The 26,648-nt window shown below is 74.4% G+C and carries 33 protein-coding genes; 7 read left to right on the forward strand and 26 right to left on the reverse strand.

The features are described from left to right. Positions 1–350: 350 nt before the first annotated feature. From ACFZBX_RS17910 to hisI, 15 genes are all read right to left on the reverse strand, one after another. A complete protein-coding gene (locus ACFZBX_RS17910) occupies positions 351–1,070 on the reverse strand; it encodes a VIT1/CCC1 transporter family protein (RefSeq protein WP_391534855.1) in 720 nt (239 codons plus the stop codon). A gap of 170 nt (positions 1,071–1,240) precedes the next feature. Beyond that, entirely contained in the window at positions 1,241–2,254 is a 1,014-nt protein-coding gene (gene lgt, locus ACFZBX_RS17915) for a prolipoprotein diacylglyceryl transferase (RefSeq protein ID WP_391534699.1), read from the reverse strand. Positions 2,255–2,407: 153 nt separating this feature from the next. Beyond that, a complete protein-coding gene (locus tag ACFZBX_RS17920) occupies positions 2,408–3,271 on the reverse strand; it encodes a DsbA family protein (protein ID WP_391534700.1) in 864 nt (287 codons plus the stop codon). A 63-nt stretch (positions 3,272–3,334) separates the two neighbouring features. Next, positions 3,335–3,826, reverse strand: coding sequence for a MauE/DoxX family redox-associated membrane protein (locus ACFZBX_RS17925; RefSeq protein WP_391534701.1), 492 nt, complete (start codon positions 3,824–3,826; stop codon positions 3,335–3,337). Between the two features lie 89 nt (positions 3,827–3,915). Beyond that, positions 3,916–4,203 (reverse strand): hypothetical protein, encoded by a 288-nt coding sequence (locus ACFZBX_RS17930; protein WP_391534702.1) that lies wholly within the window; start codon positions 4,201–4,203, stop codon positions 3,916–3,918. A gap of 210 nt (positions 4,204–4,413) precedes the next feature. Further along, positions 4,414–5,223 carry a tryptophan synthase subunit alpha gene (gene trpA / locus ACFZBX_RS17935; protein WP_391534703.1) on the reverse strand — a complete coding sequence of 270 codons (810 nt, stop codon included), beginning with the start codon at positions 5,221–5,223 and terminating at the stop codon, positions 4,414–4,416. A gap of 2 nt (positions 5,224–5,225) precedes the next feature. Continuing rightward, the gene (gene trpB / locus ACFZBX_RS17940) at positions 5,226–6,485 is read right to left on the reverse strand and encodes a tryptophan synthase subunit beta (protein WP_391534704.1); all 1,260 of its coding nucleotides are present in this window, start codon (positions 6,483–6,485) and stop codon (positions 5,226–5,228) included. Positions 6,486–6,540: 55 nt separating this feature from the next. Continuing rightward, entirely contained in the window at positions 6,541–6,690 is a 150-nt protein-coding gene (gene trpM / locus ACFZBX_RS17945; protein ID WP_374119904.1) for a tryptophan biosynthesis modulator TrpM, read from the reverse strand. A gap of 10 nt (positions 6,691–6,700) precedes the next feature. Then, the gene (gene trpC / locus ACFZBX_RS17950) at positions 6,701–7,507 is read right to left on the reverse strand and encodes an indole-3-glycerol phosphate synthase TrpC (RefSeq protein WP_380752061.1); all 807 of its coding nucleotides are present in this window, start codon (positions 7,505–7,507) and stop codon (positions 6,701–6,703) included. Positions 7,508–7,696: 189 nt separating this feature from the next. Then, positions 7,697–8,149 (reverse strand): DUF2752 domain-containing protein, encoded by a 453-nt coding sequence (locus ACFZBX_RS17955; RefSeq protein WP_391534705.1) that lies wholly within the window; start codon positions 8,147–8,149, stop codon positions 7,697–7,699. Between the two features lie 104 nt (positions 8,150–8,253). After that, complete coding sequence (locus ACFZBX_RS17960; protein ID WP_380752067.1) at positions 8,254–8,502, reverse strand: HGxxPAAW family protein; 249 nt, start codon at positions 8,500–8,502, stop codon at positions 8,254–8,256. 162 nt (positions 8,503–8,664) lie between these two features. Next, entirely contained in the window at positions 8,665–9,300 is a 636-nt protein-coding gene (locus tag ACFZBX_RS17965) for a TIGR02234 family membrane protein (protein WP_391534706.1), read from the reverse strand. A 20-nt stretch (positions 9,301–9,320) separates the two neighbouring features. Beyond that, positions 9,321–9,767: a hypothetical protein gene (locus ACFZBX_RS17970; protein WP_391534707.1), complete on the reverse strand. Its 447-nt coding sequence runs from the start codon at positions 9,765–9,767 to the stop codon at positions 9,321–9,323. 54 nt (positions 9,768–9,821) lie between these two features. Continuing rightward, complete coding sequence (locus ACFZBX_RS17975) at positions 9,822–11,336, reverse strand: anthranilate synthase component I (protein ID WP_391534708.1); 1,515 nt, start codon at positions 11,334–11,336, stop codon at positions 9,822–9,824. Between the two features lie 54 nt (positions 11,337–11,390). Continuing rightward, a complete protein-coding gene (gene hisI, locus ACFZBX_RS17980) occupies positions 11,391–11,762 on the reverse strand; it encodes a phosphoribosyl-AMP cyclohydrolase (protein ID WP_350544007.1) in 372 nt (123 codons plus the stop codon). Positions 11,763–11,930: 168 nt separating this feature from the next. Here hisI and ACFZBX_RS17985 point away from each other — a divergent pair, with 168 nt between their 5' ends. The 4 genes from ACFZBX_RS17985 (at position 11,931) to ACFZBX_RS18000 (ending at position 15,005) form a co-directional block, all read left to right on the forward strand. Beyond that, complete coding sequence (locus tag ACFZBX_RS17985) at positions 11,931–12,563, forward strand: hypothetical protein (RefSeq protein WP_391534709.1); 633 nt, start codon at positions 11,931–11,933, stop codon at positions 12,561–12,563. 29 nt (positions 12,564–12,592) lie between these two features. Further along, entirely contained in the window at positions 12,593–13,231 is a 639-nt protein-coding gene (locus ACFZBX_RS17990) for a TIGR03085 family metal-binding protein (RefSeq protein ID WP_391534710.1), read from the forward strand. A 149-nt stretch (positions 13,232–13,380) separates the two neighbouring features. After that, entirely contained in the window at positions 13,381–14,166 is a 786-nt protein-coding gene (locus tag ACFZBX_RS17995) for a VOC family protein (RefSeq protein ID WP_391534711.1), read from the forward strand. Between the two features lie 71 nt (positions 14,167–14,237). Then, entirely contained in the window at positions 14,238–15,005 is a 768-nt protein-coding gene (locus tag ACFZBX_RS18000) for a Crp/Fnr family transcriptional regulator (protein ID WP_391534712.1), read from the forward strand. Here the strand turns inward: ACFZBX_RS18000 and hisF are convergent. From hisF to hisD, 8 genes are read right to left on the reverse strand one after another with little or no spacing between them, the layout of a single operon-like run. Further along, complete coding sequence (gene hisF, locus ACFZBX_RS18005) at positions 14,965–15,735, reverse strand: imidazole glycerol phosphate synthase subunit HisF (protein WP_391534713.1); 771 nt, start codon at positions 15,733–15,735, stop codon at positions 14,965–14,967. The genes ACFZBX_RS18000 and hisF overlap by 41 nt on opposite strands. Next, the gene (locus ACFZBX_RS18010) at positions 15,732–16,172 is read right to left on the reverse strand and encodes a Rid family hydrolase (RefSeq protein WP_391534714.1); all 441 of its coding nucleotides are present in this window, start codon (positions 16,170–16,172) and stop codon (positions 15,732–15,734) included. Before ACFZBX_RS18010 ends, hisF begins: the two co-directional genes overlap by 4 nt. Further along, positions 16,169–16,894 (reverse strand): bifunctional 1-(5-phosphoribosyl)-5-((5-phosphoribosylamino)methylideneamino)imidazole-4-carboxamide isomerase/phosphoribosylanthranilate isomerase PriA, encoded by a 726-nt coding sequence (gene priA / locus ACFZBX_RS18015; protein WP_391534715.1) that lies wholly within the window; start codon positions 16,892–16,894, stop codon positions 16,169–16,171. The genes ACFZBX_RS18010 and priA overlap by 4 nt, the downstream gene beginning before the upstream one ends. A 20-nt stretch (positions 16,895–16,914) precedes the next feature. After that, a complete protein-coding gene (gene hisH / locus ACFZBX_RS18020) occupies positions 16,915–17,550 on the reverse strand; it encodes an imidazole glycerol phosphate synthase subunit HisH (protein ID WP_391534716.1) in 636 nt (211 codons plus the stop codon). A gap of 33 nt (positions 17,551–17,583) precedes the next feature. Next, on the reverse strand, positions 17,584–17,736 hold the full coding sequence (locus tag ACFZBX_RS18025) for a hypothetical protein (RefSeq protein WP_391534717.1): 153 nt from the start codon (positions 17,734–17,736) through the stop codon (positions 17,584–17,586). Continuing rightward, positions 17,733–18,326, reverse strand: a complete 594-nt coding sequence (gene hisB / locus ACFZBX_RS18030; protein WP_391496662.1) for an imidazoleglycerol-phosphate dehydratase HisB — start codon at positions 18,324–18,326, stop codon at positions 17,733–17,735. Before hisB ends, ACFZBX_RS18025 begins: the two co-directional genes overlap by 4 nt. A gap of 5 nt (positions 18,327–18,331) precedes the next feature. Next, complete coding sequence (locus ACFZBX_RS18035) at positions 18,332–19,432, reverse strand: histidinol-phosphate transaminase (protein ID WP_391534718.1); 1,101 nt, start codon at positions 19,430–19,432, stop codon at positions 18,332–18,334. Continuing rightward, a complete protein-coding gene (gene hisD, locus ACFZBX_RS18040; protein WP_391534719.1) occupies positions 19,429–20,736 on the reverse strand; it encodes a histidinol dehydrogenase in 1,308 nt (435 codons plus the stop codon). Before hisD ends, ACFZBX_RS18035 begins: the two co-directional genes overlap by 4 nt. Positions 20,737–20,839: 103 nt before the next feature. Between hisD and ACFZBX_RS18045 the strand changes: the two genes are divergently transcribed. From ACFZBX_RS18045 to ybaK, 3 genes are all read left to right on the forward strand, one after another. Next, on the forward strand, positions 20,840–22,420 hold the full coding sequence (locus tag ACFZBX_RS18045; protein ID WP_391534720.1) for an oxidoreductase: 1,581 nt from the start codon (positions 20,840–20,842) through the stop codon (positions 22,418–22,420). A 77-nt stretch (positions 22,421–22,497) separates the two neighbouring features. Beyond that, positions 22,498–23,226 carry an LON peptidase substrate-binding domain-containing protein gene (locus ACFZBX_RS18050; RefSeq protein WP_391534721.1) on the forward strand — a complete coding sequence of 243 codons (729 nt, stop codon included), beginning with the start codon at positions 22,498–22,500 and terminating at the stop codon, positions 23,224–23,226. 13 nt (positions 23,227–23,239) lie between these two features. After that, entirely contained in the window at positions 23,240–23,734 is a 495-nt protein-coding gene (gene ybaK / locus ACFZBX_RS18055; protein ID WP_391534722.1) for a Cys-tRNA(Pro) deacylase, read from the forward strand. A 284-nt stretch (positions 23,735–24,018) separates the two neighbouring features. Here ybaK and ACFZBX_RS18060 read toward each other — a convergent pair whose 3' ends face one another. The 3 genes from ACFZBX_RS18060 to ACFZBX_RS18070 form a co-directional block, all read right to left on the reverse strand. After that, positions 24,019–24,756, reverse strand: a complete 738-nt coding sequence (locus ACFZBX_RS18060; RefSeq protein ID WP_391534723.1) for a hypothetical protein — start codon at positions 24,754–24,756, stop codon at positions 24,019–24,021. 79 nt (positions 24,757–24,835) lie between these two features. Next, positions 24,836–25,648 carry an ABC transporter permease gene (locus tag ACFZBX_RS18065; RefSeq protein ID WP_391534724.1) on the reverse strand — a complete coding sequence of 271 codons (813 nt, stop codon included), beginning with the start codon at positions 25,646–25,648 and terminating at the stop codon, positions 24,836–24,838. Then, a complete protein-coding gene (locus ACFZBX_RS18070; protein ID WP_391534725.1) occupies positions 25,645–26,643 on the reverse strand; it encodes an ABC transporter ATP-binding protein in 999 nt (332 codons plus the stop codon). The genes ACFZBX_RS18065 and ACFZBX_RS18070 overlap by 4 nt, the downstream gene beginning before the upstream one ends. Positions 26,644–26,648 lie beyond the last annotated feature (5 nt).

The following is a 26,648-nucleotide window of genomic DNA, read 5'->3' on the forward strand; positions in this document are numbered from 1 at the left end:
TGGCCCTGATGCGATTGAGGCACGCACGTTACATGATGCCGAAGGTCCCGGGAAGCGGAAATTTTCGTCCACATCGCGGACTGATCCGCAGGTCACCGGGCGGTGAGGGGACGTGCCACACCGCACGTCCCGACGATTGTGCCCGGCGCCCCGGGGCCTGAAACAGGGGCGGAATCCCACACTCAGGGAAGTCGATCAAAGCGGCCTGGGATTCCATCCCGGAAATCGATCCACGGATGCGATTCCTCGGCCAACGGGCTCACATGGCGAGACAAGGCCAGGCTTGATCGGCTCGCCATGTGTGCAACCTCACCCGTTCGGACGCATAACAATGCAACGGCACAGCCGTATCAGACCTGCCCGCCGATCAGGTGGCCCAGCAGATAGGTCACCCCGGCCGCGACGCCGCCCAGCAGCAGCTGGCGCACCCCGCTGTACCACCAGCTGCGCGCCGTCACCCGGGCCACCACCGCGCCGCAGGTGAACAGTCCGACCGCCGCGACCAGCAGCGCCGGCACCAGCGAGGTGGCGCCCAGCAGGTACGGCAGCAGCGGCAGCAGCGCGCCCACCGCGAAGCAGACGAACGAGGAGGCGGCCGCCACCCAGGGCGAGGGCAGGTCGTTGGGGTCGACGCCCAGCTCCTCCCGGGCGTGGATCTCCAGCGTCTGCTCCGGGTCGGCGGACAGCTGCCGCGCCACCTCGTGGGCCAGCTCGGGATCCACCCCGCGCTCGACGTACAGCTGGGTCAGCTCGGCCAGCTCGCCGTGCGGGTTGCGGCGCAGCTCCAGCCGCTCGACCTCGATCTCGGCCTGCACCAGCTCCCGCTGGGAGGCCACCGAGGTGTACTCCCCCGCCGCCATCGAGCAGGCACCGGCCGCCAGCCCGGCCAGGCCGGTGAGCACCACGGTGCTGTTGGAGACGGCGCCGCCGACGACACCGGTCATCAGCGCGAAGTTGGAGACCAGGCCGTCCATCGCGCCGAACACCGCCGGCCGCAGCCAGCCGCCGTTGACGTCCCGGTGGTGTCCGGCGGCGGGTATCCGGGGGTGGTGCCCGGTCTCGTGTTCCAGGGCGGTCGCAGTCACGGCCGTACCCCTCCGTCCATTGGTCCGATCGCCTTACTTATCGACCGTAGCCCTGTTGAGCTGCGCATTTCCAGCAAAGTAAGGCTGTCCGAACATGGCTCCGGCCGCCCTCCGCACGGGGTGCGGGGGGCGGCCGGGAGCGGGGTCGGCGCAGGTCAGGCGGGGTGCTTGGCGCCCTTCTCCAGCTTGTCGGGCTTCCCGTTCCCGGGCAGCCCGTCCTTCGGCCCGTCGTCCTTCGACAGCTCGTCCTTCGACCGCTCGCCCTTCGGCAGGTCGTCCTTCGGCAGGTCGTCCTTCGGCCCGTCGGCCGACGCCTCCGCCTCGGCCTCGGCCTCGGCGCGCGCCATCGGGTCGATGCCCGCCGGGTCCTCACGGCCGGGCCGCTTCTTCCCGACGACCACGAAGTACGCCACGGCGGCGACGAAGACGAGGATCGCCACCCAGTCGTTCAGCCGCAGGCCCAGGATGTGGTGCGCCTCGTCGATCCGCAGCCACTCGGTCCAGAACCGGCCCGCCGTGTACCCGGCCACGTACAGCGCGAAGGCCCGCCCGTGGCCCAGGGTGAACCGCTTGTCCGCCCAGATCACCAGCGCGGCGACGCCCACGCACCAGAGCGACTCGTAGAGGAAGGTCGGGTGGTGGATGGTGGTGACCACCTCGCCGCCGGGCAGCGTCCTGGTGATCTCCAGGCCCCACGGCAGGGTGGTCTCCCGCCCGTACAGCTCCTGGTTGAACCAGTTGCCCCAGCGGCCGAGCGCCTGGGCGAGCGCGATGCCCGGGGCGATCGCGTCGGCGTAGGCGGGCAGCGGGACGCCGCGCCGGCGGGCGCCGATCCAGGCGCCGACCGCGCCCAGCGCGATCGCACCCCAGATGCCGAGGCCGCCCTCCCAGATCTTCAGGGCGTTCCAGGGGTTCTTCCCCTCGCCGAAGTACAGCTGGTGGTCGGTGATCACGTGGTACAGCCGGCCGCCGACCAGGCCGAACGGCACGGCCCAGACGGCGATGTCGCCGACGGTGTGCCGCCCGCCTCCCCGGGCGACCCAGCGCTTGCTGCCGAGCCAGACGGCCACGACGACACCGAGGATGATGCAGAAGGCGTAGGCGCGCAGCGGGATCGGTCCGAGGTACAGGACCCCCCGCGACGGGCTGGGAATGTAGGCGATATCCATGGCAGCTCCGACGCTACAGGGTCGGCGGCCCGTCGAGGGCACGCCGGCGGGTCACAGTCGGGCACAGATCGGCGCCGGCCCGGAGCACGGCCCGCCGCCACCCCCTCCGGACGGGGAGGGGGCGGCGGCCACCCCGCAGCGTACGCGCCCGGTTCAGCCCGCCTTGGGCGAGGGGTTGTTGGGCTCGGAGGCGGTGCTGGTGGGCGCCGGGGACTGGCCGTGGGTGCCCGGGGTGCCCAGCTGCTTGCCCTGGTTGGCGGCGTCCACCCACTTCACCAGGTTGGCCGGGGTGATCTCCTCGTTGTTGAACTTCGGGTAGATCGGCTGGCCGTTGAGCAGCACCGTCGGGGTGGACTTGAAGTTGGACTTGTCGAAGTCCTGCTGCACCGCCGACACCCAGCCGCTGAACTTCAGGTCGTTGACGCAGGCCTCGAAGGAGGGCGTGACCAGGCCGTCGACCTGCCTGGCGAGGTTGATCAGGACCGCCTTGTCCCCGAAGGCGTCGTTGGTCTCGTCCGGCTGGTTGCGGTAGAGCACGTCGTGGTAGTCGCGGAAGTGCCCGGCGTCCTGCGCGCAGCCGAGCGCGTTGGCGGCGTACTTGGAGCCCTTGCCCGGCACGGCCCGGTCGATGAACGAGACGATGTGGTAGTTGGTGAAGATCCTGCCCTGGTCCTCCAGCTGGCTGATGGTGGGCGAGAACTCCCGCTCGAAGACGCCGCAGGCGGGGCAGCGCGGGTCCTCGTAGACGGTGAGGACGGAGGGCGCGTTGTCCGAGCCGACCGGGACGATCAGGTTCTTGTCGCCGATCGTGCCGGCCGGGGCGGCGGTGGGGGTCTCCGGCTGGGAGCGCTGGTCCTGCACCACCACGCCGGTGACCACGGCGGCGGCGATCACCGCGAGCGCCACGCCGCCGATGACCAGCTTCTTCTTCCGCCGGCCGCGGGCCTCTTCCTCGGCGCGTTCCGCCAGCATCCGCTCACGGGCGGTGCGCTTGCCTTCTCGGTTCTTCTCGCTCATCAGCCTTGGAGTTCCAGGTTCGGGGGTGGGGGTGCGGCGGTGGGACCGGCGGTCGGGGCGGGCTCAGAGCGCCAGCCGGCCGTCCACCGAGAACTTCGTGCGGGGCCGCCAGAGAAGCCAGCCGGCCAGCAGCAGGAACCCGGTGTCGCGCAGGATCTCCTGGAGGTACTCGGTCTGCGAGGCGTCGACCGTCCCGCCGCCGCCGAAGCACCCGCAGTCGATCGAGATGCCGCGCGCCCAGGCGGAGGCGATCCCGCCGATGAAGGCGAGCAGCAGGACCGCCGAGATGCCCGCGGCCACCCGCGTGCCCAGGCCGATCAGCAGCAGCAGCGCCAGCGCCAGCTCCAGGAAGGGCAGCCCGTGGCCCACCGGCTTGACCAGCGACTCGGGCAGGATCTCGTACGCGCGCACCGCCTGGGCCGCCTCCGCCGGGTCGGCGATCTTCGCCAGCCCGGCCCAGCCCCAGACCACGGCCAGGCCCAGCCGGGCGGCCGTGCCGATCCACTCCGTCGCCGGCCCGGCCATCCGGACAACCCCCTCGGGAAACACCGTCACGCCCCTATGAACGCTCCCGGGGGCGCCGGGTTCCTCCGGTTTTTGGAGTTAAGCCGAAAGAGTGAAGGTTAATCAGGTCCGAGGTGATTTCACCCCAACGGGTGGCCGGGATCGCAGCCGTACGTCCACCCCAGGTCGTACCGGTCGAGGTCGTAACGGCCGGCGAGGGCCGCCCGCACCCGCGCGTCCGGGCCCGCGCCGCGCGCCGCCGCCCCCGTCCGGAGCGCCTCCGCGCACACGGTCGCGTCCCGCTCCGCCCGCTCCACGCCCCGCCTGGCGAGCGCCGGGCCGACCGCGCTCTGCGCCCCGAACGCGGCGCCGAGCGCCAGCGCGGCCGCGGCCGCCCGCAGCAGCACGGCTCGCTGAAGACCGGGCATCGGCCGACCCCTTCCGCTCGCTCGCCCCCGGGCACGTGGTGCGTGCACTCGTCCCTCCACTCAACGCCGCCCAACCGCGGGCTGGTGCGCGTGCCCGCCTCTGTTCACCCGTTCGGGGCGAAGGGCCGGCCCGACGGCCCCGGGGAACGGCGGAGGCCCGCCACCCCGGTCGGGGTGACGGGCCTCCGGGCACCGTGTGCGAGGGGGCGGCTACCGCCGGCGGACGCCCTGCGCCAGCTCGCCGGCCAGGGCGCGCACCGCGTCCAGCCCGGCCCGCTCGTCCCCGTCCGCGTCCAGGATCCGCTGCACGAACGCCGAGCCGACGATCACACCGTCCGCGAACCCGGCCACCTGCGCGGCCTGCTCACGGGTCGACACGCCGAGGCCGACGCAGACCGGCAGCTCGGTGGTGGCCCTGGTCCGGGCGACCAGGTCCTCGGCCAGGTCGCCGACCTGCGCCCGGCTGCCGGTCACGCCCATCACCGCGGCCGCGTACACGAAGCCGCTGCCTGCCGCCGTGACCTCGGCCAGCCGCTTGTCCTTGCTGCTCGGCGCGACCACGAACACGGTGTCGAGACCGTGCTCCCCGGCCGCCTTGCGCCACTCCTCGGACTCCTCCACCGGCAGGTCCGGCAGGATGCAGCCCGCCCCGCCGGCCGCGGCGAGGTCGGCGGCGAACCGCGCGACGCCGTACCGGTCCACCGGGTTCCAGTAGGTCATCACCAGCACCGCCGCGGCGGGGTGCGCGGCGGCGACCTCCTGGACGGTGCGCAGCACGTCCTTGATCCGCACGCCGGCCCGCAGCGCGATGTCGTCGGCGGTCTGGATGGTCGGGCCGTCCAGCACCGGGTCGGAGTGCGGCAGGCCGACCTCGACGACGTCGCAGCCGCCCTCGATCAGCGCGTTGACCGCCCGGACGCCGCCGTCCACCGACGGGAAGCCGGCCGGCAGGTAGCCGATCAGCGCGGCGCGGTCCTCCGCCTTGGCGGCGGCCAGGATGCCACTGAGCTTCGAAGCCATGGTCACTTACCCCCGTGGGCGGAGCCGGCGCCCGGCTCGTCGTAGAGGCCGAAGTACTCGGCGGCGGTGTGCATGTCCTTGTCGCCGCGCCCGGAGAGCGAGACCAGGATGGTGGCCCCGGGCCCGAGCTCGCGGCCCAGCTCCAGGGCGCCGGCCAGCGCGTGCGCGCTCTCGATGGCCGGGATGATGCCCTCGGTGCGGGACAGCAGCCGCAGCGCCTGCATGGCGGCGGCGTCGGTGACCGGCCGGTACTCGGCCCGCCCGGTGTCCTTCAGCCAGGCGTGCTCCGGGCCGACGCCCGGGTAGTCCAGGCCGGCCGAGATCGAGTGCGACTCGATGGTCTGGCCGTCCTCGTCCTGGAGGACGTAGGTGCGCGAGCCGTGCAGCACGCCCGGGTCGCCCTTGGTGAGGGTGGCCGCGTGCCGCGGGGTCTCGGCGCCCTCGCCGGCCGCCTCGCAGCCGATCAGCCGCACCCCGGCGTCCGGGATGAACTCGTGGAAGATGCCCATCGCGTTGGAGCCGCCGCCGACGCAGGCGACGACGGCGTCGGGCAGCCGCCCGGTGCGCTCCAGCACCTGCTCGCGGGCCTCCACGCCGATGACCCGGTGGAAGTCGCGGACCATCATCGGGAAGGGGTGCGGGCCGGCCACGGTGCCGAACAGGTAGTGGGTGGAGTCGACGTTGGCGACCCAGTCCCGGAAGGCCTCGTTGATGGCGTCCTTGAGGGTGCGGCTGCCGGAGGTCACGGCCACCACCTCGGCGCCGAGCATCCGCATCCGGGCGACGTTCAGCGCCTGCCGCTGGGTGTCGACCTCGCCCATGTAGATGGTGCAGTCGAAGCCGAACAGCGCGCAGGCGGTGGCGGTGGCCACGCCGTGCTGGCCGGCGCCGGTCTCGGCGATGATCCGGGTCTTGCCCATCCGCCTGGTGAGCAGGGCCTGGCCCAGCACGTTGTTGATCTTGTGCGAGCCGGTGTGGTTGAGGTCCTCGCGCTTGAGCAGGACGCGGGCGCCGCCCGCCTCGGCGGAGAACCGGTGCACATCGGTCAGCGGGCTGGGGCGGCCGGTGTAGTCCTTGAGCAGCGCGTCGAGTTCGGCGGCGAAGGCCGGGTCGGCCTTGGCCTTCTCGTACTCCTCGGCGACCTGCTCCACGGCGGCGACCAGCGCCTCCGGGATGAAGCGGCCGCCGTACGCGCCGAAGTAGCCGCGCGCGTCCGGCACCTCGGCGCCGGGCAGGTAGTCCTTGTCGGACCGTTCGGACATGGTGGAGTCCCTCGGGAAGATGACGACGGTTGACGGTGACGTCTGTCGGCTGCGGTCAGCCGGACGTCACCCGCCATCGCCGCCCCGGCACCTGCCCGGGCTCGCAGCCGATCACGTACCGCACCCGCCGCCCCAGCACCCGGCGCGCGGGCGCGCGGCAGCCGCGCGGGCGGCAGCCGGGGGCGAGACGGGTGGCGATCTTCATGGTGGCGGCGTCAGTCCTTGTGCCGGATCGCCGGGTGGGCGCCGGCCGCGACCAGGTCGGCCACCGCGGCCCGCGGGTCCTTGCCGGTCACCAGCGACTCGCCGACCAGCACCGCGTCCGCGCCCAGGTTGGCGTAGGAGATGACGTCCAGCGGGCCGCGCACCCCGGACTCGGCGACCTTGACGATGCCGTCCGGGATCGCGTGGACGACGTTGCCGAAGGTGTTGCGGTCCACCTCAAGGGTCTTGAGGTTGCGGGCGTTGACGCCGATGATCCGCGCGCCGGCGTCCACCGCGCGCTTGATCTCCTCCTCGTCGTGCACCTCGACCAGCGGGGTGAGGCCGATCGACCCGGCGCGCTCGATCAGCGACACCAGGGCCGGCTGGTCGAGGGCCGCGACGATCAGCAGCGCGAGGTCGGCGCCGTGCGCGCGGGCCTCCCACAGCTGGTAGGCGGTGACGATGAAGTCCTTGCGGAGCAGCGGGGTGTCCACGGCGGCCCGGACGGCGTCCAGGTCGGCCAGCGACCCGCCGAAGCGGCGCTGTTCGGTCAGCACGCTGATCGCGGCGGCACCGCCGGCCGCGTAGTCGATCGCCAGCGACGCCGGGTCCGCGATCGTGGCCAGCGCGCCCTTGGACGGGCTGGAGCGCTTGACCTCGCAGATCACCCGGACACCGTCGCCGCGCAGGGCCGCGACGCCGTCCTTGGCGTCCGGGGCCTTGGCGGCGAGCTCCTTCAGCTCGTCCAGCGAGACCCGGGCCTGCCGCTCGGCGAGGTCCTCGCGGACCCCTTCGACGATCGAGTCGAGCACACTCACTCGGGCGCCCCCATCATGTCTGCTAGTCCTGGTTCTGCTAGCGAGGAGCCGGACGGCCAGCGGGCCTCCGGCCCTTCGATGGTATCGGCAAGGGGGAGCGCACAGCGCATCCACCCGGCGCGCGTCTCACGGAACGGACCCCCGGGCACCGCCGCGAACTGCGGCTTCACACCATCGCCACCGCGGCGGTCAGACCGGCGGCGGGGCCAGACCGGCGCCGACGGGCAGGTTGCGGACCACCGTGAAGACCAGCACGAGCAGCCCCACCAGTACCCAGCGGCGGGCCCCGAGCGCGAGCCTGGGCCCGGGCCGGCCGCGCACCGCGGCCCAGAGCCAGCGCGCCCACAGCACCCCCAGCACGGCGAACAGCAGCACCGCCACCGCGTTGTCGTGCAGCGCCGCGCTGAGGTCCCCGTGGGTCAGCGCGTGCACGCAGCGCAGCCCGCCGCAGCCGGGGCACCACCAGCCGGTGGCCGCCAGGAAGGGGCAGTCCGGGTAGTGCCCGGGCACGTTCGGGTCCACCGCGGCGATGTACCCGGCGGGAATGGCCACGGCCGCGGCTGCGGCCAGCGGCGGCACCAGCCGGCGCGGCGCGGAGGGCCGGGCGGAGGCGGTGGGAGCGGGGGCGGCGTTCACGCCCATGATTGTGCCCGCCCCGGAGCGCGGACGCGCCCCTTCGGCCCGGCCCGGGCGGGAGAAGCGGAACGGCGGCCCGTGGGCCGCCGTTCGCGCGAGGTGCCGGTGGATCAGGCCGAGGCGGCGGCCAGCGCGGCCTGCTCCTCGTGGGTGTACACGTTGGTGCTGGGCTGCTTGCCCATGCCCGCCATCGACATGGCCTTGCCGACCACGCCGCCGAGCAGGACGACCCCGAGGCCCGCCCAGGTGAGCAGCACCGACGGCAGGATCATCGCGACGCCCGCGACGCAGAAACCGAGGAACGAGATGGTCACGCCGGTCCAGGCGGCGGGGTTGTGGCCGTGTGCTGCTGCTGCCATTGGATGGTGCTCCTACGCTCTCGGGGCCCGGGCCGGGCCTGCTCGGCCCCTCACGGGTTGACGTGTCCCATTGACGTCTCCATTGTGCCGGGCCACACACCGGCGCCCCAAAGGGGGTGGCGGGTCTATCGCGTCACAGTGCGCGCGCCCGTCCCCGGCCGGTCAGCCGACCGTCGGGTCCTCGCCCCGGTCCAGCGCCTTCCACAGGTCCGCCGGGCTCTCCGCGGCCGCCTGCCGCTTCGCCGGGGCCTTGCCGCCGGGTGCCTCGTAGCGGCTGCCCATGGCCGGCCAGCCGCGCCCGAACCGGACGGTCAGCAGCCCGGCCACCGCCAGCAGCAGCGCGCCCAGCAGCGCCACCCACGGCCAGGCGGTGTGCCCGACCCCGGTCGCGGCCGAGCCGGTCAGCGCGAGCTTGCGGGCCGCCTCGGCGTCCAGCGCGGCGCTGTCCCCGGCGCCCGCCACGGCGGCCGCCGCCGCGCCCAGCCCGGCCAGCAGGGTCAGCACCCCCACCGCGAGCCGGCCCGCGCCGCGCACCGCGAACACCGCGACCGCCGCCGCCAGCGCCACCAGCGCCAGCCCGGCGGGCAGTTCGGAGATCTTCCCGCCGGTGACGGAGACCTCCAGGGTCCCCGCCGTCCCTTCGGCCCAGACCCGGCCGGCGGCGGTCAGCACCAGCACCGCGCCCAGCGCGGTGAGCAGCAGCATCACCGCGAGCGTGCGCCGCCCGGCCCGCGCGGCGGGCACGGGTGCGGCGGCGGGGTCGGCGGGCACGGTGTCGGCAGGGGCTTCAGCGCTCACCGCACCAGTGTCCCCCGACCTCACCCCGCCGCCGCACCCGGGGTGGGCGGCTCGGTGGGGAAGTCGCCCGTCTCCAGCACCAGCGTCCGCTCCGCCAGCGGCAGGAAGAGATCGTTCCCGAACGGCACCCGCTCCGCCTCCCGGTACCCGACGCCGGGCAGCGGACGGCTGTGCACCGTGCAGACCCCCTCCCCCGGATCCACCACGACGTACAGCGGGACGCCCGCGGCGGCGTGGAAGCGGTGGCGCTCGGCCCGCTCCGGCGCCGGGAGCACGTCCAGCACCACCAGCGCGTCCACGGCCCGGTAGTGCCCGGCGGGGTCCGGCACCGCGCCCGGGGCGAGCAGCACCAGCGCGGCCGCCCGTCCCTCCAGCCGCACGTCGGCGAGCACGCCGCCGTGGCCGCCCGGCTGCCGCACGAGCTGCTCCCTGGCGGCGGTCACGATCCGCCGCTGCACGTCCGGCATCCTGCTGCCCCTTTCCGCCGCGGCGGCCCCGCGACCCGCGCGGGGACCGGCGTTCTACGGCTTACGCAGCGTATTCGCCGTGGCCACCGCGCGCAGGACGGCGGCGGCCTTGTTGCGGCATTCGGTGTCCTCGCCGTGCGGGTCGGAGTCGGCCACCACGCCGGCGCCGGCCTGGACGTACGCGGTGCCGTCGCGCAGCACCGCGGTGCGGATGGCGATCGCGGTGTCGGAGTCCCCGGCGAAGTCCAGGTAGCCGACGCAGCCGCCGTACAGGCCGCGGCGGGTGGGCTCCAGCTCCTCGATGATCCGCATCGCCCGCGGCTTGGGCGCGCCGGACAGGGTGCCGGCCGGGAAGCAGGCGGTCAGCACGTCGAAGGCGGTCCGCCCCTCGGCGACCCGACCGGTCACCGTGGAGACGATGTGCATGACGTGGCTGTAGCGCTCGATCTGCATGAAGTCGACGACCTCGACGCTGCCCGGCTCGCAGACCCGTCCGAGGTCGTTGCGCCCGAGGTCGACCAGCATCAGGTGCTCGGCCCGCTCCTTGGGGTCGGCGAGCAGTTCGGCGGCCAGCTCGGAGTCCTCCTGCGGGGTGGCGCCGCGGTGCCGGGTGCCGGCGATCGGGTGCAGCATCGCCTCGCCCTCGGTGACCTTGACCAGCGCCTCCGGGCTGGAGCCGACCACGTCGAAACCGCCCTCGGCGCCGCCGTCCGGGCCGGGGAAGCGGAACAGGTACATGTACGGGCTCGGGTTGGTGGTGCGCAGGACCCGGTAGACGTCCAGCGCGGAGGCCGGGCAGGGCGCCTCGAACCGCTGCGAGGGCACCACCTGGAACGCCTCGCCGGCCCGGATCCGCTCCTTGATCTCCTCCACCGCGGCCCGGTAGGGCTCCCCGCCGAACGGCGAGCGGACGTCGCCCGGACCGCTCGGGGTGAAGGTGGCCAGACCCGGGTCGACCGGCTTGAGCAGGTCGGCCTCCATCGCGTCGAGCCGGGCGACGGCGTCCGCGTAGGCCTCGTCCACGCCGCTGGACAGGTCGTTGTGGTTGACCGCGTTGGCGATCAGCAGCACCGTGCCGTCGGCGTGGTCGAGCACGGCGAGGTCGGTGGCGAGCAGCAGGGTCAGCTCGGGCAGCTTCAGGTCGTCCGGGTTGAGGTCGGGCAGCTTCTCCAGCCGGCGGACCACGTCGTAGCCGAGGTAGCCGACCAGGCCGCCGGTGAGCGGCGGCAGGCCGTCGTCGGCGCGGCGCGGGGTGTGCAGGGCCTGGAGCGCGGCGCGCAGCACCTCCAGCGGGTCGCCGGTGGTGGGGATGCCGACCGGCGGGGCGCCGAGCCAGCGGGCGCCGCCGTCCGGGCCCGCGGTCAGGGTGGCGGCGCTGCGGACCCCGACGAAGGAGTAGCGCGACCAGCTGCGGCCCTGCTCGGCGGACTCCAGCAGGAAGGTGCCGGGGCGCTCGCCGGCGAGGCTGCGGTAGAGGCCGATCGGGGTGAGGCCGTCCGCGAGGAGCCTGCGGGTGACCGGGATGACCCGGGTGTCGACGGCGAGCTTGCGGAAGCCTTCGAGGTCCATGACGGGCGGCACCTTACGACGGAGGGGCGGAAGGGGGGTGGTCGGCCGGGCGGGTCAGCCGAGCGGGAGCACGTCGGCGTCGAAGCAGGTGCGGTCGCCGGTGTGGCAGGCGGCGCCGGTCTGGTCGACCTTGACCAGCAGGGTGTCGCCGTCGCAGTCCAGCGCGACCGACTTGACCGCCTGGACGTGGCCGGAGGTGTCGCCCTTCACCCAGTACTCCCGGCGGCTGCGGCTCCAGTAGGTGCAGCGGCCGGTGGTGAGGGTGCGGTGCAGCGCCTCGTCGTCCATCCAGCCCAGCATCAGCACCTCGCCGGTGTCGTACTGCTGCGCGACGGCCGGCAGCAGGCCGTCCTCGGTGCGCTTGAGCCGGGCGGCGATCTCGGGGGCCAGGGCGGTGGAGCCGGGGGCGGCGGGTGAGGTGGACATGGGGCCATTGTGTCAGCCCGGTCCGGACGGCCGGGCGGCCGTCCGGATCCCGGCCTTCGACGTGAACCGGGGTAGGACGGGCACGACGGGTGCCGGGCCGACCATCCGATCGAACGAGTTGTGCCAACCGCCTGCCGGGCGGCCCCGGTCTGCGCCATTCTCGTGGTCATGAGCTCCGAGCAGCGCGCCGCCGGACCCGCCGGGCCGTCGGGCGACGACGACCGCCCCCGCCCGGGGGGCGCCTCCGACACCCGGCCGTCCCGGGGCCTGCTGATCGCCGTCGCGGCGGTGCTGGCGGTCCTGCTCGCGGTGGTCGCGACGGTCCTGCTGTGGCCCGAGGACGAGCCGGCGCCCAAGCCCCCGCCGCCCTCCCCGACCACGGCCACGCCGACCCCCACCCCGACGCCCACACCCACGCCGACGCCCACCCCGACGCCGTCCAGGGTGGTCCCGTACAGCTTCTTCCCGGTCGGCACCTGCCTGGACCACCCGCAGCTGAGCAAGACGGTCACCAAGCCGGAGGCCCGCCCCTGCGAGGAGGCGCACGACGGCGAGGCGATCGCCGACCAGCTGCTGCCGGAGGGGCTGACCGGCGACTACCAGCTGGCCAACACGATGCGGGACGGCTGCAAGGAGGCGCAGGCCGCCGCCGAGGCCCGGCAGGGCGGCGGCGGGCCGTACTACAGCTATCCGGTGGGCCCCAGCCACGCCTTCTACCAGCAGGGCTGGCGCGACTACACCTGCATCCTGACGGCGAGCAACCGGCAGGGTTCCACCAAGCTCACCGGCCGGCTGCGCTGAACCGCCGTCACCCCTCTTAGGGTGGAGGCATGTCGAACCACGCCCTCGCCGAGCGCCACCGCCTGGCCGAACTGCTGGCCGCCGCCGGGCCGGACGCGCCCACCCTCTGCGCCGGGTGGTCCACCCGGGACCTCGCCGCCCACCTGGTGATCCGCGAGCGGCGGCCGGACGCCGCCGCGGGCATCCGGATCGGCCCGCTGGCGGGCTACACCCACCGGGTGCAGGAGTCCTACGCCGACCGGCCCTACGAGGAGCTGGTCCGGCTGTTCCGCTCCGGCCCGCCGGTGCTGTCGCTGTTCTCGCTGCCCGGCGCGGACGAGGCGGCCAACACCGTCGAGTACTACGTGCACGCCGAGGACGTCGCCCGGGCCGGCGACGAGCCCGGCCCGCGGCCCGCGCCGCCCGGGCGGGCCGAGGCGCTCTGGCGCCGGCTGCCGCTGATCGCCCGGCTGGAGGCGGGCCGCCGCTCCCCGGTGCGGCTGGAGCTGAACCGCCTGGACGGCCGCGGCCTGACCGTCGGCCCGGCCGGCTCGCCGACCGTGCGGATCACCGGTGAGCCGGGCGAGCTGCTGCTCTTCGCCTTCGGTCGGGGCGCCCACGCCGAGCTGACGGTGGACGGCCCCTCCGACGCCGTCGAGGCGCTGCGCCACGTCCTGCCCGTCCCGTAGACGCCCCCGGAACGGCCCCGGCTGCGGATGTCAGTGGTGGGGTGCAGACTCGCAGATGGCCGGGAGGGCGCCGCCGGACCCCGGCGGCGGCCCGCCCGGCCCCCTGCCCGTCGTACCCGTCTCCCTCTCCCTCGAAGGGACGCGACACCATGCTCACCACCGACTTCCCCGCCGGCTCCCCCTGCTGGATCGACCTCGGCAGTCCCGATCCGGCCGCCACCGCGACCTTCTACGGGACGGTCTTCGGCTGGACCTTCCAGTCCGCCGGCCCGGAGGCCGGCGGCTACGGCTTCCTGCAGCTGGGCGGGCGGACGGTCGCGGCCGTCGGCCCGCTCACCGAGGAGGGCGCCCGATCCGCCTGGACGACGTACTTCCACGCACCCGACGCCGAGGCCACCGCCAAGGCCGTCGAGCAGTCCGGCGGCACCGTCCGGGTCCCGGCCTTCGACGTGATGGACGCGGGCCGGATGGCCCAGCTGACCGACCCGCAGGGCGCGCAGTTCGCGGTCTGGCAGCCCGGCACGGTCAGCGGCCTGGACGTCGTCTCCGAGGACGGCGCGCTGATCTGGGTCGAGCTGCACACCGGTGCGGTGGACGCGGGCTACGCCTTCTACCGGAAGGTGTTCGGCTGGCGTTCCGAGGACTTCCCCGCGCCCGGCATGACGTACAAGGTGATCTCCCCGGCCGAGGGCGGCCTTCAGGAGACCAGTTTCGGCGGCATCGCCCCCGTGATGGACCAGGACCAGCCGTCCAGCTGGACGCCGTACTTCGGCGCCACCGACGTGGACGGCGTGGTCGCCCGGGCCACCGGTGCCGGCGCCACCGTGCTGATGGGCCCGGAGGACGTCCCGGACGTCGGCCGGATCGCCTGGCTGGCCGACCCCTTCGGCGCCCCCTTCGCGCTGATCAAGGGAGAGCCGCCGAAGGAGTCCTGACCCGCTTCCACGGCGTCACCCCCTGCGCTAACCTCCCGAGCGGGCGTGCGGGCAGCGCAGGGGGTGACGCCGTGCGGCGTGCGGGAGCGGACGGGGACTGGCCCGAGGGCACCCTGCTGGCCGAGCTGCGCCGCGACGGCTCGCCCGCCGCGCTCGCCGCCGAGCGGGCCGTCCTGCGGCTGGGCACCCGGCGCTCGCACGGCCACGGCGAGACGCTGATCCTGGACCGGGACCTCGGCGGCTTCGTGCTGCTCCTGCTGGCCGGATTCGCCAAGGCCACCGTCGAGGACACCGCCGGGGCGACCGCCCTGCTGGACGTCCGCGCCTACGGGGACGTGGTCGGCGAGGCCGCCGCCCTCGACGGCCGGCCCCGCTCGGCGACCGTCACCGCGGCCGGACCGGTCACCGTGCGCCGGATCTCCCAGCCCGACTGGCTGCACTGGCTCGGCGCCCACGCCCCGGCCGGCATCGCGCTGAGCCGCTGCCTGGTGCACCGCGGCCGGGCCACCACCCGCCGCCTGGTCGGCCTCGCCTCCGAGCCGGTGCAACGCCGGCTCGCCCGTCAGCTCGCCGACCTGGCCCTGCGGTACGGCACCGCGGGCCCGCGCGGCGTCGGCATCACCCTCCGCCCGCGGCTGACCCAGGCCGAGCTGGCCGCGCTGACCGGCGCCGGCGAGCGCCGGGTCCACCACGCCCTGCACGAGCTGGCCGGCCTCGGCCTGATCCGGCTGGGCCGGCGCAGCACCACCGTGCTCTCGCTGCCCGGCCTGCTGGAGCTGGCCGGGGAGGACGAGGGCTTCAGCGGACCGGGTGCCCGGCCTCCCGCAGCGCGTTCTTGACCTCGCCGATCCGCAGGTCGCCGAAGTGGAAGACGCTGGCGGCCAGCACCGCGTCCGCGCCGGCCTCCACCGCCGGGGCGAAGTCGGCGAGCTTCCCGGCGCCGCCGGAGGCGATCACCGGCACCGAGACGGTCTTGCGGACGGCCCGGATCAGCTCCAGGTCGTAGCCGTCCTTGGTGCCGTCGGCGTCCATCGAGTTGAGCAGGATCTCGCCCGCGCCCAGCTCGGCGGCGCGCCCGGCCCACTCGACGGCGTCCAGGCCGGTGCCCTTGCGGCCGCCGTGCGTGGTGACCTCGAAGCCGGAGGCGGTCTCGGTGCCCTCGGGGCAGCGGCGGGCGTCCACCGAGAGCACCAGCACCTGGCGGCCGAACCGCCGGGCGATCTCCCGGACCAGCTCGGGGCGGGCGATGGCGGCGGTGTTGACGCCGACCTTGTCGGCGCCGGCCCGCAGCAGCTTGTCGACGTCCTCGACGGCGCGGATGCCGCCGCCGACGGTGAGCGGGATGAAGACCTGCTCGGCGGTGCGGCGGACCACGTCGTAGGTGGTCTCGCGGTCGCCGGAGGAGGCGGTGATGTCGAGGAAGGTCAGCTCGTCGGCGCCCTCGGCGTCGTAGAGCTTGGCCATCTCGACCGGGTCCCCGGCGTCACGGAGGTTCTGGAAGTTGACGCCCTTGACCACGCGGCCGGCGTCGACGTCCAGGCAGGGGATGACACGTACTGCGAGGGTCACGGCTGATTGCCTTCCAGAGCTTCCAGGGTTGCGGCGAGTCCGGCGCGGTGGGCGTCGAGTTCGACCTCGACGAGCATCCGCGAGTCGACCAGGCTCTGCACCACCACGACGGCGGCCGCCGGGCGCACCGCGCCGAAGAGCTCGTGGTGGGCACGGCCCGCCGCGTCGATGTCACGGGCGTGGGTGAGGAACACCCGGGTGCGGACCACGTCGTCCGCCGTCAGACCGTACGCGGCCAGGGCCTCCAGCGCGTTGCCGAAGGCGGTCAGCGCCTGCTCGTAGGGGTCGCCCTCGCCGTGCAGCACGCCGTCCACCAGCGGCCTGGCGCCGGCCACGTGGACGTGGTCCCCGGCGGCGACCGCCTGCGACGCGCCGAGGAGGTCCTCCCAGTGCGAGAACCCGCCGACCCGACCGCGCACGATCCGACGTTCCGTCATCCCGAAACCGCCTCCAACGCCTCTCCGAGGGTGAACTTCTGCTCGTAGAGTGCCTTGCCCACGATCGCGCCCTCGACTCCCTCGCCGACCAGGCCCGCGATCGCCCGCAGGTCGTCCAGCGAGGAGACGCCGCCGGAGGCCACCACCGGCCGGTCGGTGGCGGCGCAGACGTTGCGCAGCAGCTGCAGGTTGGGGCCGGTCAGGGTGCCGTCCCGGTCGACGTCGGTGACCACGTAGCGGGCGCAGCCCTCGGCGTCCAGGCGGGCCAGCACGTCGAAGAGCTGGCCGCCCTCGCTGGTCCAGCCGCGGCCACGCAGGGTGGTGCCGACCACGTCCAGGCCGACGGCGATCCGGTCGCCGTGCTCGGCGATGGCCTTGGCGACCCACTCGGGGCTTTCCAGGGCGGCGGTGCCGAGGTTGACCCGGGTGCAGCCGGTGGCCAGGGCGGCGGCCAGCGAGGCGTCGTCGCGGATGCCTCCGGACAGCTCGACCTTGATGTCCAGGGTCTCGGTGATCTCGCGCACCAGGTCCCGGTTGGAGCCGGTGCCGAAGGCGGCGTCGAGGTCGACCAGGTGCAGCCACTCGGCGCCGGCCTCCTGCCAGGCGAGGGCGGCGGCGAGCGGCTCACCGAAGGAGGTCTCGGTGCCGGACGCACCCTTGACCAGGCGGACGGCCTGGCCGTCCCGGACGTCGACGGCGGGCAGCAGTTCGAGGCGGCTCATGATCTACAACTCTTCCGTCGTCAGAGGGTGCTGACCCAGTTGGTCAGCAGGGCGGCGCCGGCGTCGCCGGACTTCTCGGGGTGGAACTGGGTGGCCCACAGCGGGCCGTTCTCGACGGCCGCGACGAACGGCTGCCCGTGGGTGGCCCAGGTGACCAGCGGCGGGTTGATCCGCGCGCTGTGCGCCTCCAGCTCCCAGGTGCGCACCCCGTAGGAGTGGACGAAGTAGAAGCGGGTGTCCGCGTCCAGGCCGGCGAACATCCGGCTCCCCTCGGGGGCGTCCACGGTGTTCCAGCCCATGTGCGGCACGACCGGCGCCTCCAGCGGCTCCACCGTGCCCGGCCACTCGTCGCAGCCGGCGGTCTCCACGCCGTGCTCGACGCCCTTCTCGAAGAGGATCTGCATGCCGACGCAGATGCCCATGACCGGCCGGCCGCCGGCCAGCCGGCGCCCGATGATCCAGTCCCCGCGGACCGACTTCAGGCCGCGCATGCAGGCCTCGAAGGCGCCGACGCCCGGGACCAGCAGGCCGTCGGCGTCCATCGCGGCCTGGTAGTCGGAGGTGACGGTGACGTTCGCCCCGGTCCGCTCCAGGGCGCGCTGCGCCGAACGGAGGTTGCCCGAGCCGTAGTCGAGCACCACGACGTTCTTGCCCATGTTCAGGTGTCCAGTCTTTCGTTCGCTCGACGGTTACAGACGCATGAGGCCCGAGCCCAGGCACATCACCGCGCCCAGCGCGAGCACGAGGATGACGCCCTTGGACTGCTTCTGCTTCCAGAACGAGATGACCCCGCCGGCCAGGAAGAGTCCGGCGAAGATGAGGACGATCGCGGCCTTGCTCACAGCGCACCCTTGGTCGACGGGAGGATGCCGGCCGCGCGCGGGTCGCGCTCGGCGGCGTAGCGCAGGGCCCGGGCCAGCGCCTTGAACTGGCACTCCACGATGTGGTGCGCGTTGCGCCCGTACGGCACGTGGACGTGCAGGGCGATCTGCGCCTGGGCCACGAAGGACTCCAGGATGTGCCGGGTCATGGTGGTGTCGTAGGTGCCGATCATCGGCGCCATCTTCTCCGGCTCGCTGTGCACCAGGTAGGGGCGGCCGGAGAGGTCGACGGTCACCTGGGCGAGCGACTCGTCCAGCGGCACGGTGCAGTTGCCGAACCGGTAGATGCCGACCTTGTCGCCGAGCGCCTGCTTGAAGGCGGCGCCGAGCGCGAGGGCGGTGTCCTCGATGGTGTGGTGGGTGTCGATGTGCAGGTCGCCGTCGGTCTTCACGGTGAGGTCGAAGAGGCCGTGGCGGCCGAGCTGGTCGAGCATGTGGTCGTAGAAGCCGACGCCCGTGGAGATGTCGGTCTTGCCGGTGCCGTCCAGGTCTATCTCGACCAGGACGGAGGTCTCCTTGGTGGTGCGCTCGACGCGTCCGATACGGGTCATTCGGGTTACAGCTCCTTGATCACGGTGGCGACGGCGTCCAGGAAGGCGTCGTTCTCGGCGGGCGTGCCGGCGGTGACGCGCAGCCACCCGGGGACGCCGTTGTCACGGACCAGGACGCCGTGGTCGAGGATGGCCTGCCAGACGGCGTGGGTGTCGGCGAAGCGGCCGAACTGGACGAAGTTGGCGTCCGAGTCGGTCACCTCGAGACCGAGCCCGCGCAACGCCTCGACCAGCCGGTCGCGCTCCTCCTTGAGCCGGCCGACGTAGCCGAGCAGGGTGTCGGTGTGCTCCAGGCAGGCCAGTGCGGTGGCCTGGGTGACGGCCGACAGGTGGTAGGGCAGGCGGACCAGCTGCACCGCGTCCACCACCGCCGGGTCGGCGGCCAGGTAGCCCAGGCGCAGCCCGGCCGCGCCGAAGGCCTTGGACATGGTGCGGGAGACCACCAGGTTGGGGCGGCCCTCGATCAGCGACAGCAGCGAGTCGCGGTGCGAGAACTCGACGTACGCCTCGTCGACCACCACCAGGCTGGGCCGGGCGGCCTGCGCGGCCTCGTAGAGCCGCAGCACGGTGTCGGCCCCGACGGCGGTGCCGGTCGGGTTGTTCGGCGAGCAGACGAACACCACGTGCGGGCGGTGCTCGGCGATCGCCGCGACGGCGGCGTCCAGGTCGACGGTGAAGTCGGCGTTGCGGGGGCCGGAGATCCAGCCGGTGCCGGTGCCGCGGGAGATCAGCGCGTGCATCGAGTACGAGGGCTCGAAGCCGAGCGCGGTGCGGCCGGGGCCGCCGAAGGTCTGCAGCAGCTGCTGGAGCACCTCGTTGGAGCCGTTGGCGGCCCAGACGTTCTCCCGGGCGACGGCGTGGCCGGTGGTGCGGGTGAGGTACGCCGCCAGGCCCTCGCGCAGCTCGACCGCGTCCCGGTCGGGGTAGCGGTTGAGGTGGCGGGCGGCCTCGGCGACCCGCTCGGCGATCCGGGCGACCAGCTCCTCGGGGAGCGGGTACGGGTTCTCGTTGGTGTTCAGCTGGACCGGGACGTCGAGCTGCGGGGCGCCGTAGGGCGACTGGCCGCGCAGCTCGTCCCGGACGGGGAGGTCGTCGATGGTCGTCACGTGCCGGGAACCGTCCAGTCGAATCGGGCCTTGATCGCGTCACCGTGACCGGGCAGGTCCTCGGCGTTCGCCAGGTTGACGACGTGCTCGGCGATGCCGGCCAGCGCCTCGCGGTCGTACTCGACGACCTGCACGCCGCGCAGGAAGGTCTGCACGGACAGGCCCGAGGAGTGGCAGGCGCAGCCGCCGGTGGGCAGCACGTGGTTGGAGCCGGCCGCGTAGTCGCCGAGCGAGACCGGGGTGAACCGGCCGAGGAAGATCGCGCCGGCGTTGCGGACCTTCGCGGCGACCGCGTGCGGGTCGCGGGTCTGGATCTCCAGGTGCTCGGCCGCGTAGGCGTTGACCACGGTCAGGCCCTGCTCCAGGTCGTCGACCAGGATGATGCCGGACTGGCGGCCGCCCAGCGCCTCGGCTACCCGCTCGCTGTGCCGGGTGCGGGCGACCTGGGTCTTCAGCTCGGCCTCGACCGCGTCGGCCAGCGCCACCGAGTCGGTGACCAGCACCGAGCCCGAGGTCGGACCGTGCTCGGCCTGGCTGATCAGGTCGGCGGCCACGTCCACCGGGTCGGCGCTGTCGTCGGCGAGGACGGCGATCTCGGTCGGGCCGGCCTCGGAGTCGATGCCGATCCGCCCGGCGAAGTAGCGCTTGGCGGCGGCGACGTAGATGTTGCCGGGGCCGGTGACCATGTTCACCGGCTCGCACTCCTCGGTGCCCAGCGCGAACATGGCGACCGCCTGGGCGCCGCCGACCGCGTACACCTCGGTGACGCCGAGCAGCGCGCAGGCCGCCAGGATGGTCGGGTGCACCCGGCCGCCGAAGGCCTTCTGCGGCGGGGAGGTCACCGCGATGCCAGGCACGCCCGCCTCCTGGGCCGGCACCACGTTCATCACAACGGAGGACGGGTAGACGGCCAGGCCGCCCGGCACGTACAGCCCGACCCGGTCCACCGGCACCCAGCGCTGGGTCACCGTGCCGCCCGGCACCACCTGGGTGGTGTGCCCCTCGCGGCGCTGGTCCCCGTGCACGATGCGGGCGCGGCGGATCGACTCCTCCAGCGCGGCGCGCACCTTCGGGTCCAGCCCCTCCAGGGCCTCGGCGATCTGCTCGGCGGGGACCCGGGTGGACTCCAGCCGCACGCCGTCGAAGCGCTCGGTGATCTCGATCAGCGCCGCGACCCCGCGATGATGCACGTCCTCGGCGATCGGGCGCACCTTCTCCAGGGCGGCCGCGACGTCGAAGTCGGCACGGGGCAGCAGGTCGCGCGGGTCGTCGAGCGAGCCGCGCAGATCGATTCGAGAGATCACGCCACCCAGTGTAAGGAGTGGCCGGAACGGGCGGTCCCGCATTTCAGTCCGTGATACGAAGGGCGAGACGGCCGGGGGAGGCCGGGGACATCTGGGGGGAACCATGACGGATCGGGCACCGGACGGCTGGACCGCCGCCGAGCAGGCGCTCTGGGCGGCGTTCCGGCACGGCCGCATCCACGATCTGCGCAGCGGCGAGGCCGCCGAGGACGACCCGTTCGGCGGGGCCGTCTGGGGCCCGGAGCGGACGATCCGCGCGGTGGTGCTCTCCCGCCTGCTGCTGGACGGGCCCGCCGCCGTCCCCGGCCGGGTCGCCTCGCTCAAGCTGACCGGCGCCCTGGTCACCGGGCCGCTGCGGCTGGCCGGCGGCACCATAGGGCACTACGTCGAACTGCACGACTGCCGCTTCGACCAGAAGATCCTCATGTCCGAGGCCGAGGCCGGCACCGTGCGCCTGGTCGGCTGCCTGCTCCCCCGCCTGGAGGCCTCCCGGCTGGTCACCTCCGGGGACCTCCACCTGGCCCGCTGCCGCATCCCGCAGGGCGTGCGGCTCACCGACGCCCGGATCGGCACCGACCTGCTGCTCAACCAGGCCGTCCTCGGCGGCGACCGGTACGGCCGGGCGCTGTCCGCCGACGGCCTCGCCGTCAGCCAGGACTTCGAGGCCGAACGGCTGGAGGCCGTCGGCGAGGTCAGCCTGCGCACCGCCCGGATCGGCGGCCGGCTCTCGCTGCGCGGCGCCCTGCTGCGGGCCGTCCCGGAGAACCCCAACGCACTCAACGCCCCCCGGGTCACCGTCGGCCACACGCTGTACCTCAGCAGCTCCGCCGACCGCGGCTGGACCGACTCGCAGTCCTACTACGGCTCCGGCTACGGCCAGGCCGTCCCGCCGAGCGCCGACAGCACGCCGTTCCGCGCCTACGGCCGGGTCCGGCTCTCCGACGGCCGGTTCGAGAACGCCTGCCTGATCTCCGGCGCCGAGTTCCACCTCGACGAGGGCGACGAACTGGCCCTGCGCCGGATCCAGACCCCCGAACTGCGCTTCACCTGCCGCACCCCGCCCACCGGCACCGTCTCGCTCTCCCGCGCCCGGATCGGCAACCTCGTCGACGCCCCCGGCTCCTGGCCGCAGGGCAGGCACCTCGGCCTCACCGGCTTCACCTACGAATGCCTGCGCCCGGCCGCGCCGTTCACCGTCCAGCAGCGGATCGCCTGGCTGGAGAGCGCCTCGGTGGACTTCCAGCCCGAGTCCTACGAGCAGCTCGCCGCCGCCCTGCGCCGCGACGGCGCCGACGACGACGCCCGCACGGTGCTCTACGCCAAGCAGCGCCGCCGCCGGCAGACCCTCCCGCTGCCGGCCCGGATCTGGGGCCGCGTCCAGGACGCCACCGTCGGCTACGGTTTCCGCCCCGGCCGGGCCGCGCTCTGGCTGCTGCTCGCCTGGGCGCTCGGCAGCCTCTACTTCGCCACCCACCCGCTGCAACCGCTCAAGGCCGACGAACGCCCGCACTGGAACCCGGTGCTCTACGCGCTCGGCCAGCTGCTGCCGGTCGTCGACCTCGGCCAGAAGGGCTGGAACCCCGGCGGCACCGCCCAGTGGGTCTCCTCCGGCCTGGTCATCGTCGGCTGGGTGCTCGCCACCACGGTCGCCGCCGGCGCCACCCGGATGCTCCAGCGGCTCTAGCCGGGCGCGGGTCCGTGGCCCGGTCCGGGGCCAGGGCCGTGGACGCCCGCCGGGTCCGGGGAACTACGCTGTCCGCCGTGACAGAACGGCTTCCGCTCTTCCCGCTGAACACGGTGCTCTACCCGGGCCTGGTGATGCCCCTCAACGTATTCGAGGAGCGCTACCGCCGTCTCGTCGCCGACCTGCTGGAGCAACCCGAGGACCAGCCGCGCCGCTTCGGCGTGCTCGCCATCAAGGACGGCCGCGAGGTCGCCCCGGTGCGCCCCGACGACGGGCCGGCCGGCCCGCTGGACGGCCTCGGCACCGCCACCGGCGACCCGCTGGAGGCGCTCCACCACATCGGCTGCATCGCCGACGTCACCTCCGTCCAGCCGCAGCCGGACGGCCGGTACGAGCTGCTGGTCACCGGCACCACCCGGTTCTGGCTCCGCTCCGTGGACGTCGGCGGCCCCTACCTCGTCGGCGAGCTCGAACCCATCGAGGAGCGCACCGGCGAGGGCTCCGGCGCGCTCGCCGCCGAGGTGGAGCGGATCTTCCGCACCTACCAGCGCAGGCTCGCCGGCGCCCGCGAGGCCAGCACCGTCGGCCGCCAGGAACTGCCCGAGGACCCGCAGGTGCTGTCCTACCTGGTCGCCGCGGCCGCCGTCCTGGAGGTCCCGCTCAAGCAGCAACTGCTCGCCTGCCCCGACAACGCCCAGCGACTGCGCACCGAGCTGGACCTGCTGCGCCGCGAGACGGCGGTGCTCGGCTGGCTGCCCTCGCTGCCCGCCGTCAACCTCACCCGCCAGTCCTTCAGCCCCAACTGATTGCGGAGCCCCCGTGGCCAAGAAGCCGAAGAAGGGCGGTCAGGGCACGCCCGCGACGGTCGCCCTGGAGACCGCCGCCGTGCCGTTCACCGTCCACTCCTACGAGCACGATCCGGCCGCCGCCTCCTACGGCGGCGAGGCCGCCGAGGCGCTCGGCGTGCCGGCCGAGCGGGTGTTCAAGACCCTGGTCGCCGACGTCGACGGCGTCCTGACCGTCGGCGTCGTCCCGGTCGCCGGCCAGCTCGACCTCAAGGCGCTGGCCGCGGCGGTCGGCGGCAAGCGCGCCGCGATGGCCGACCCGGCCGCCGCCGAACGCAGCAGCGGCTACGTCCTCGGCGGCATCTCCCCGCTGGGCCAGCGCCGCCCGCTGCGCACCGTCGTCGACGCCAGCGCCCTCACCCACCCCACCGTCTACGTCTCCGCCGGCCGCCGCGGCCTGGAGGTCGAACTCTCCCCCGCCCACCTCATCACCCTCACCGCCGCCCACACCGCCCCCATCGCCCGCTGACCCACCCGGCGAGGCCACCCCGCACCCCCTCAGAACACCGGCTCACGCCAACACAGGGGCGCGGGAAACCGCGCGCAACGGAAGGCCCCGGCGCCGCACCGTCCCCCAGGGCCCGAGCCCCCTACTGCCTCACCTCGAAGCACCGGCTCACGCCAATGCAGGGGCGCGGGGAACTGCGCGCAGCGGAAGGCCCCAACCCGCACGACCCCCACAAGCCCAAGCCCCCACCACCCCACCACAACCGCACCCGCCCACACCCGGCGCAGCGCGCCCCCAGCCCCCCGTCAGCCCTCCCGCCGGTCCGCCGGAGCCCCGGCGTCCACGGTCGCGGGCCCCGGCACGCCCCAGTACGGCGGCGGGTCCTCCTCGCGCTTGCCGAAGGCCGCCGACAGCGCCAGCAGCAGCACCATCGCCGCCATCGGCCACGCCAGCACCGCGCCGTAGGCCCCGAGGTCGATGTCCGCCTGGAAGTGCCCGCCGTCCCCGACCCGCCGCGCCTCCGCGACCAGGTCGCCGCCCGGCCCGAGCCACCGCCCGAGCCCCCACGCCCCCACCGACGCCAGCAGGCCGCCGGCCGCCAGCCCGACCGCCACCGCGATCCCGCCGCCCCGCTTCCGGGTGACCAGGAACGCCCCCAGCGCGGTCAGGACGCCCATCCCCAGCCCGAGCAGCACGAACACGCTGTCGGCCCCGGCCCGCTGCTCCCCCTCGGGGTCCCCGTAGAGGATCTTGTTGCCGTCGACCACCAGCGGCACCTTGGGCGCCAGCCAGGCCCACAGCCCGCCCATCACGACCCCCAGCACCAGGCAGGCCAGCACCGTGGCCGCCCCGACCCTCAGCTCGGGCAGCAGTCGCTGCGCCATCGGCTCCGCGGGCTGTTCCTTCCCGTCCACCAGGTCCAGCCCCGGCGGCAGCGCGTACGGATCACGTGCGGCGGGCGGACCGGCTTCGGCGTGCGGAGCGGGCACGGCGTCCGCCGGGACGGCGTCGGCGGGGTCCGGAGGTGTGTTCGGTACGGTCACGTCCCCCATCGTTTCACGGCCGCCACCCCCGCGGCCCGGCCACCCACCGACCGGCCGACCGGCCGACCGGGCCCCGCCCCTAGCGGCGGGTGGCCCGCCGGTACGCCCAGGTGGCGACGGCCAGCGACACCACGCCCACCCCCGCGCAGACCGCCAGGTCCGCGGCCACCGCCGCCCAGTCCGGCGACGGCTGGAACGTCCGGGCGAACGCCTCCACCGCGTAGGTGGACGGCAGCAGGTCGCGCAGCCACAGCACCGGCTGCGGCAGGTGGTCCACCGGCAGGACGCCGAGCAGCAGCGCCGCCGACATGCCCAGCTGCCCCAGCATGGTGGCGATCTCCTGCTTGGGCGCGAGCAGCCCGCAGGCCGCGCCGAGCCCGGAGAGCGCCGCCCCGGCCAGCGGCACCACCGCGAGCAGCACCCACAGCTGCCCGAGCGGCAGTCCGAACATCACCGCGCCGACGGCCGCCGTGACCAGCGTCCCGGGCAGGGTGAACGAGGCGAACGCGGCGGCCGCGCCCAGCACCACCGAGGCGGCCGGCACCGGCAGCGTCGCGTAGTGGTCCAGCCCGCCGCTGGCCCGCAGCCGGCCGAAGTACTGGGCGAGCAGGTTGAGCGCCACGAAGGCGACCACCAGCACGCTGGAGCCGGACACCACGTAGCGGGCGGCCGAGGTCTGCCCGGCGTCGACGACGCCCCGCATCATCACCAGGATGCCGAGCGACTGGAAGGTGGCCACGAACAGCAGCGGGATCCGCGCCACCCGGGCCCGGGCGAGCTGCGCCCGGTAGACGGCGGCGAGGGCGGGCAGCAGCCGGGCGGCGGGGGCCAGCGGGGCGGGCCCGCCGACCGCGTCCGGGGTGGTCCGCGCCGGTGCCGAGAGCAGCGTCACTTGGCCAGTCCTCCGTGGCGGCCGCCCAGCTTGAGGTAGGCGTCCTCAAGGCTCGGGGTGGCCAGGGTGAAGTCGTCCAGGGCGGCGAAGGCCGGGCCGGTGGTGACGGCGGAGACCAGTTCGCGGGCCTGCTCGGGGGTGGTGCGGACGGTCCAGCGGCGGCCGGTGCGCTCGGCCCGTTCGGCGAGCGCCGCGACCGCGGGGACGTCCAGCGGTGCCTCGTCCCGCCAGACCAGGTCGAGCCGGACGTCGCCGTCGACCAGTGCCTTGAGGCCGCCGGGGGTGTCGCAGGCGATCACCCGGCCCTCGTCGACCACGGCGACCCGGTCCAGCACGGTCTCCGCCTCGATCACGTTGTGGGTGACCAGCAGCACGGTGGTGGAGCGCTCGGCCCGGCGGCGTTCGACCGCCGACCAGACGGACCGCCGGGCGACCGGGTCCATGCCGGTGGTGGGCTCGTCGAGGACGAGCAGCGGCCGGTCGCCGACCAGGGCGGCGGCGAAGCAGGCGAGCCGCCGCTGGCCGCCGGAGAGCTTGGCGAGCGGCCGCTGGGCGAGCGGCTCCAGGGCGAGCTCGGTGATCACCTCGTCGGCGGCGGCGCGGGCCGCGGCCCGGCTCAGGCCGCGCAGCCGTCCGGTGGTCTCGGCGGCGAGGGCGACGGTCAGCTCGTCGAGCGCGGTGGACTCCTGGCCCAGGTAGCCGAGCAGCCGGGCGGCCCGTTCGGGGTGCCGGACCACGTCGTGACCGAGGATCTCGATGCTGCCCGAGTCGGGCCGCAGCAGTCCGGTGAGCTGTCGGACCAGGGTGGACTTGCCCGCGCCGTTGGGTCCGAGCAGGCCGAAGATCTCCCCCTGCCGGACGGTCAGGGTGATGCCGTCGTTGGCCCGGATCACGCCGGCGGAGGCCCCGCGCCCGGCGCGGTACGTCCGGACCAGGTCCCGTACGGCACAGCACGGCGAGGTCTCCTGGGGTGCCCGCCCGGCCGTCTCACTCACGACCG

This window comes from Kitasatospora sp. NPDC008115, assembly GCF_042957205.1.
Lineage (GTDB): Bacteria > Actinomycetota > Actinomycetes > Streptomycetales > Streptomycetaceae > Kitasatospora.

Excerpts from the sequence above, each read along its gene's own strand:
- lgt (WP_391534699.1), bottom strand. The coding sequence starts at position 2,254 with ATGGATATCGCCTACATTCCCAGCCCGTCGCGGGGGGTCCTGTACCTC.
- ACFZBX_RS17920 (WP_391534700.1), bottom strand. The coding sequence starts at position 3,271 with ATGAGCGAGAAGAACCGAGAAGGCAAGCGCACCGCCCGTGAGCGGATG.
- ACFZBX_RS17930 (WP_391534702.1), bottom strand. The coding sequence starts at position 4,203 with ATGCCCGGTCTTCAGCGAGCCGTGCTGCTGCGGGCGGCCGCGGCCGCG.
- trpA (WP_391534703.1), bottom strand. The coding sequence starts at position 5,223 with ATGGCTTCGAAGCTCAGTGGCATCCTGGCCGCCGCCAAGGCGGAGGAC.
- trpB (WP_391534704.1), bottom strand. The coding sequence starts at position 6,485 with ATGTCCGAACGGTCCGACAAGGACTACCTGCCCGGCGCCGAGGTGCCG.
- trpM (WP_374119904.1), bottom strand. The coding sequence starts at position 6,690 with ATGAAGATCGCCACCCGTCTCGCCCCCGGCTGCCGCCCGCGCGGCTGC.
- ACFZBX_RS17955 (WP_391534705.1), bottom strand. The coding sequence starts at position 8,149 with ATGGGCGTGAACGCCGCCCCCGCTCCCACCGCCTCCGCCCGGCCCTCC.
- ACFZBX_RS17960 (WP_380752067.1), bottom strand. The coding sequence starts at position 8,502 with ATGGCAGCAGCAGCACACGGCCACAACCCCGCCGCCTGGACCGGCGTG.
- ACFZBX_RS17970 (WP_391534707.1), bottom strand. The coding sequence starts at position 9,767 with ATGCCGGACGTGCAGCGGCGGATCGTGACCGCCGCCAGGGAGCAGCTC.
- ACFZBX_RS17975 (WP_391534708.1), bottom strand. The coding sequence starts at position 11,336 with ATGGACCTCGAAGGCTTCCGCAAGCTCGCCGTCGACACCCGGGTCATC.
- hisI (WP_350544007.1), bottom strand. The coding sequence starts at position 11,762 with ATGTCCACCTCACCCGCCGCCCCCGGCTCCACCGCCCTGGCCCCCGAG.
- ACFZBX_RS17985 (WP_391534709.1), top strand. The coding sequence starts at position 11,931 with ATGAGCTCCGAGCAGCGCGCCGCCGGACCCGCCGGGCCGTCGGGCGAC.
- ACFZBX_RS17990 (WP_391534710.1), top strand. The coding sequence starts at position 12,593 with ATGTCGAACCACGCCCTCGCCGAGCGCCACCGCCTGGCCGAACTGCTG.
- ACFZBX_RS17995 (WP_391534711.1), top strand. The coding sequence starts at position 13,381 with ATGCTCACCACCGACTTCCCCGCCGGCTCCCCCTGCTGGATCGACCTC.
- ACFZBX_RS18010 (WP_391534714.1), bottom strand. The coding sequence starts at position 16,172 with ATGACGGAACGTCGGATCGTGCGCGGTCGGGTCGGCGGGTTCTCGCAC.
- priA (WP_391534715.1), bottom strand. The coding sequence starts at position 16,894 with ATGAGCCGCCTCGAACTGCTGCCCGCCGTCGACGTCCGGGACGGCCAG.
- hisH (WP_391534716.1), bottom strand. The coding sequence starts at position 17,550 with ATGGGCAAGAACGTCGTGGTGCTCGACTACGGCTCGGGCAACCTCCGT.
- hisB (WP_391496662.1), bottom strand. The coding sequence starts at position 18,326 with ATGACCCGTATCGGACGCGTCGAGCGCACCACCAAGGAGACCTCCGTC.
- ACFZBX_RS18045 (WP_391534720.1), top strand. The coding sequence starts at position 20,840 with ATGACGGATCGGGCACCGGACGGCTGGACCGCCGCCGAGCAGGCGCTC.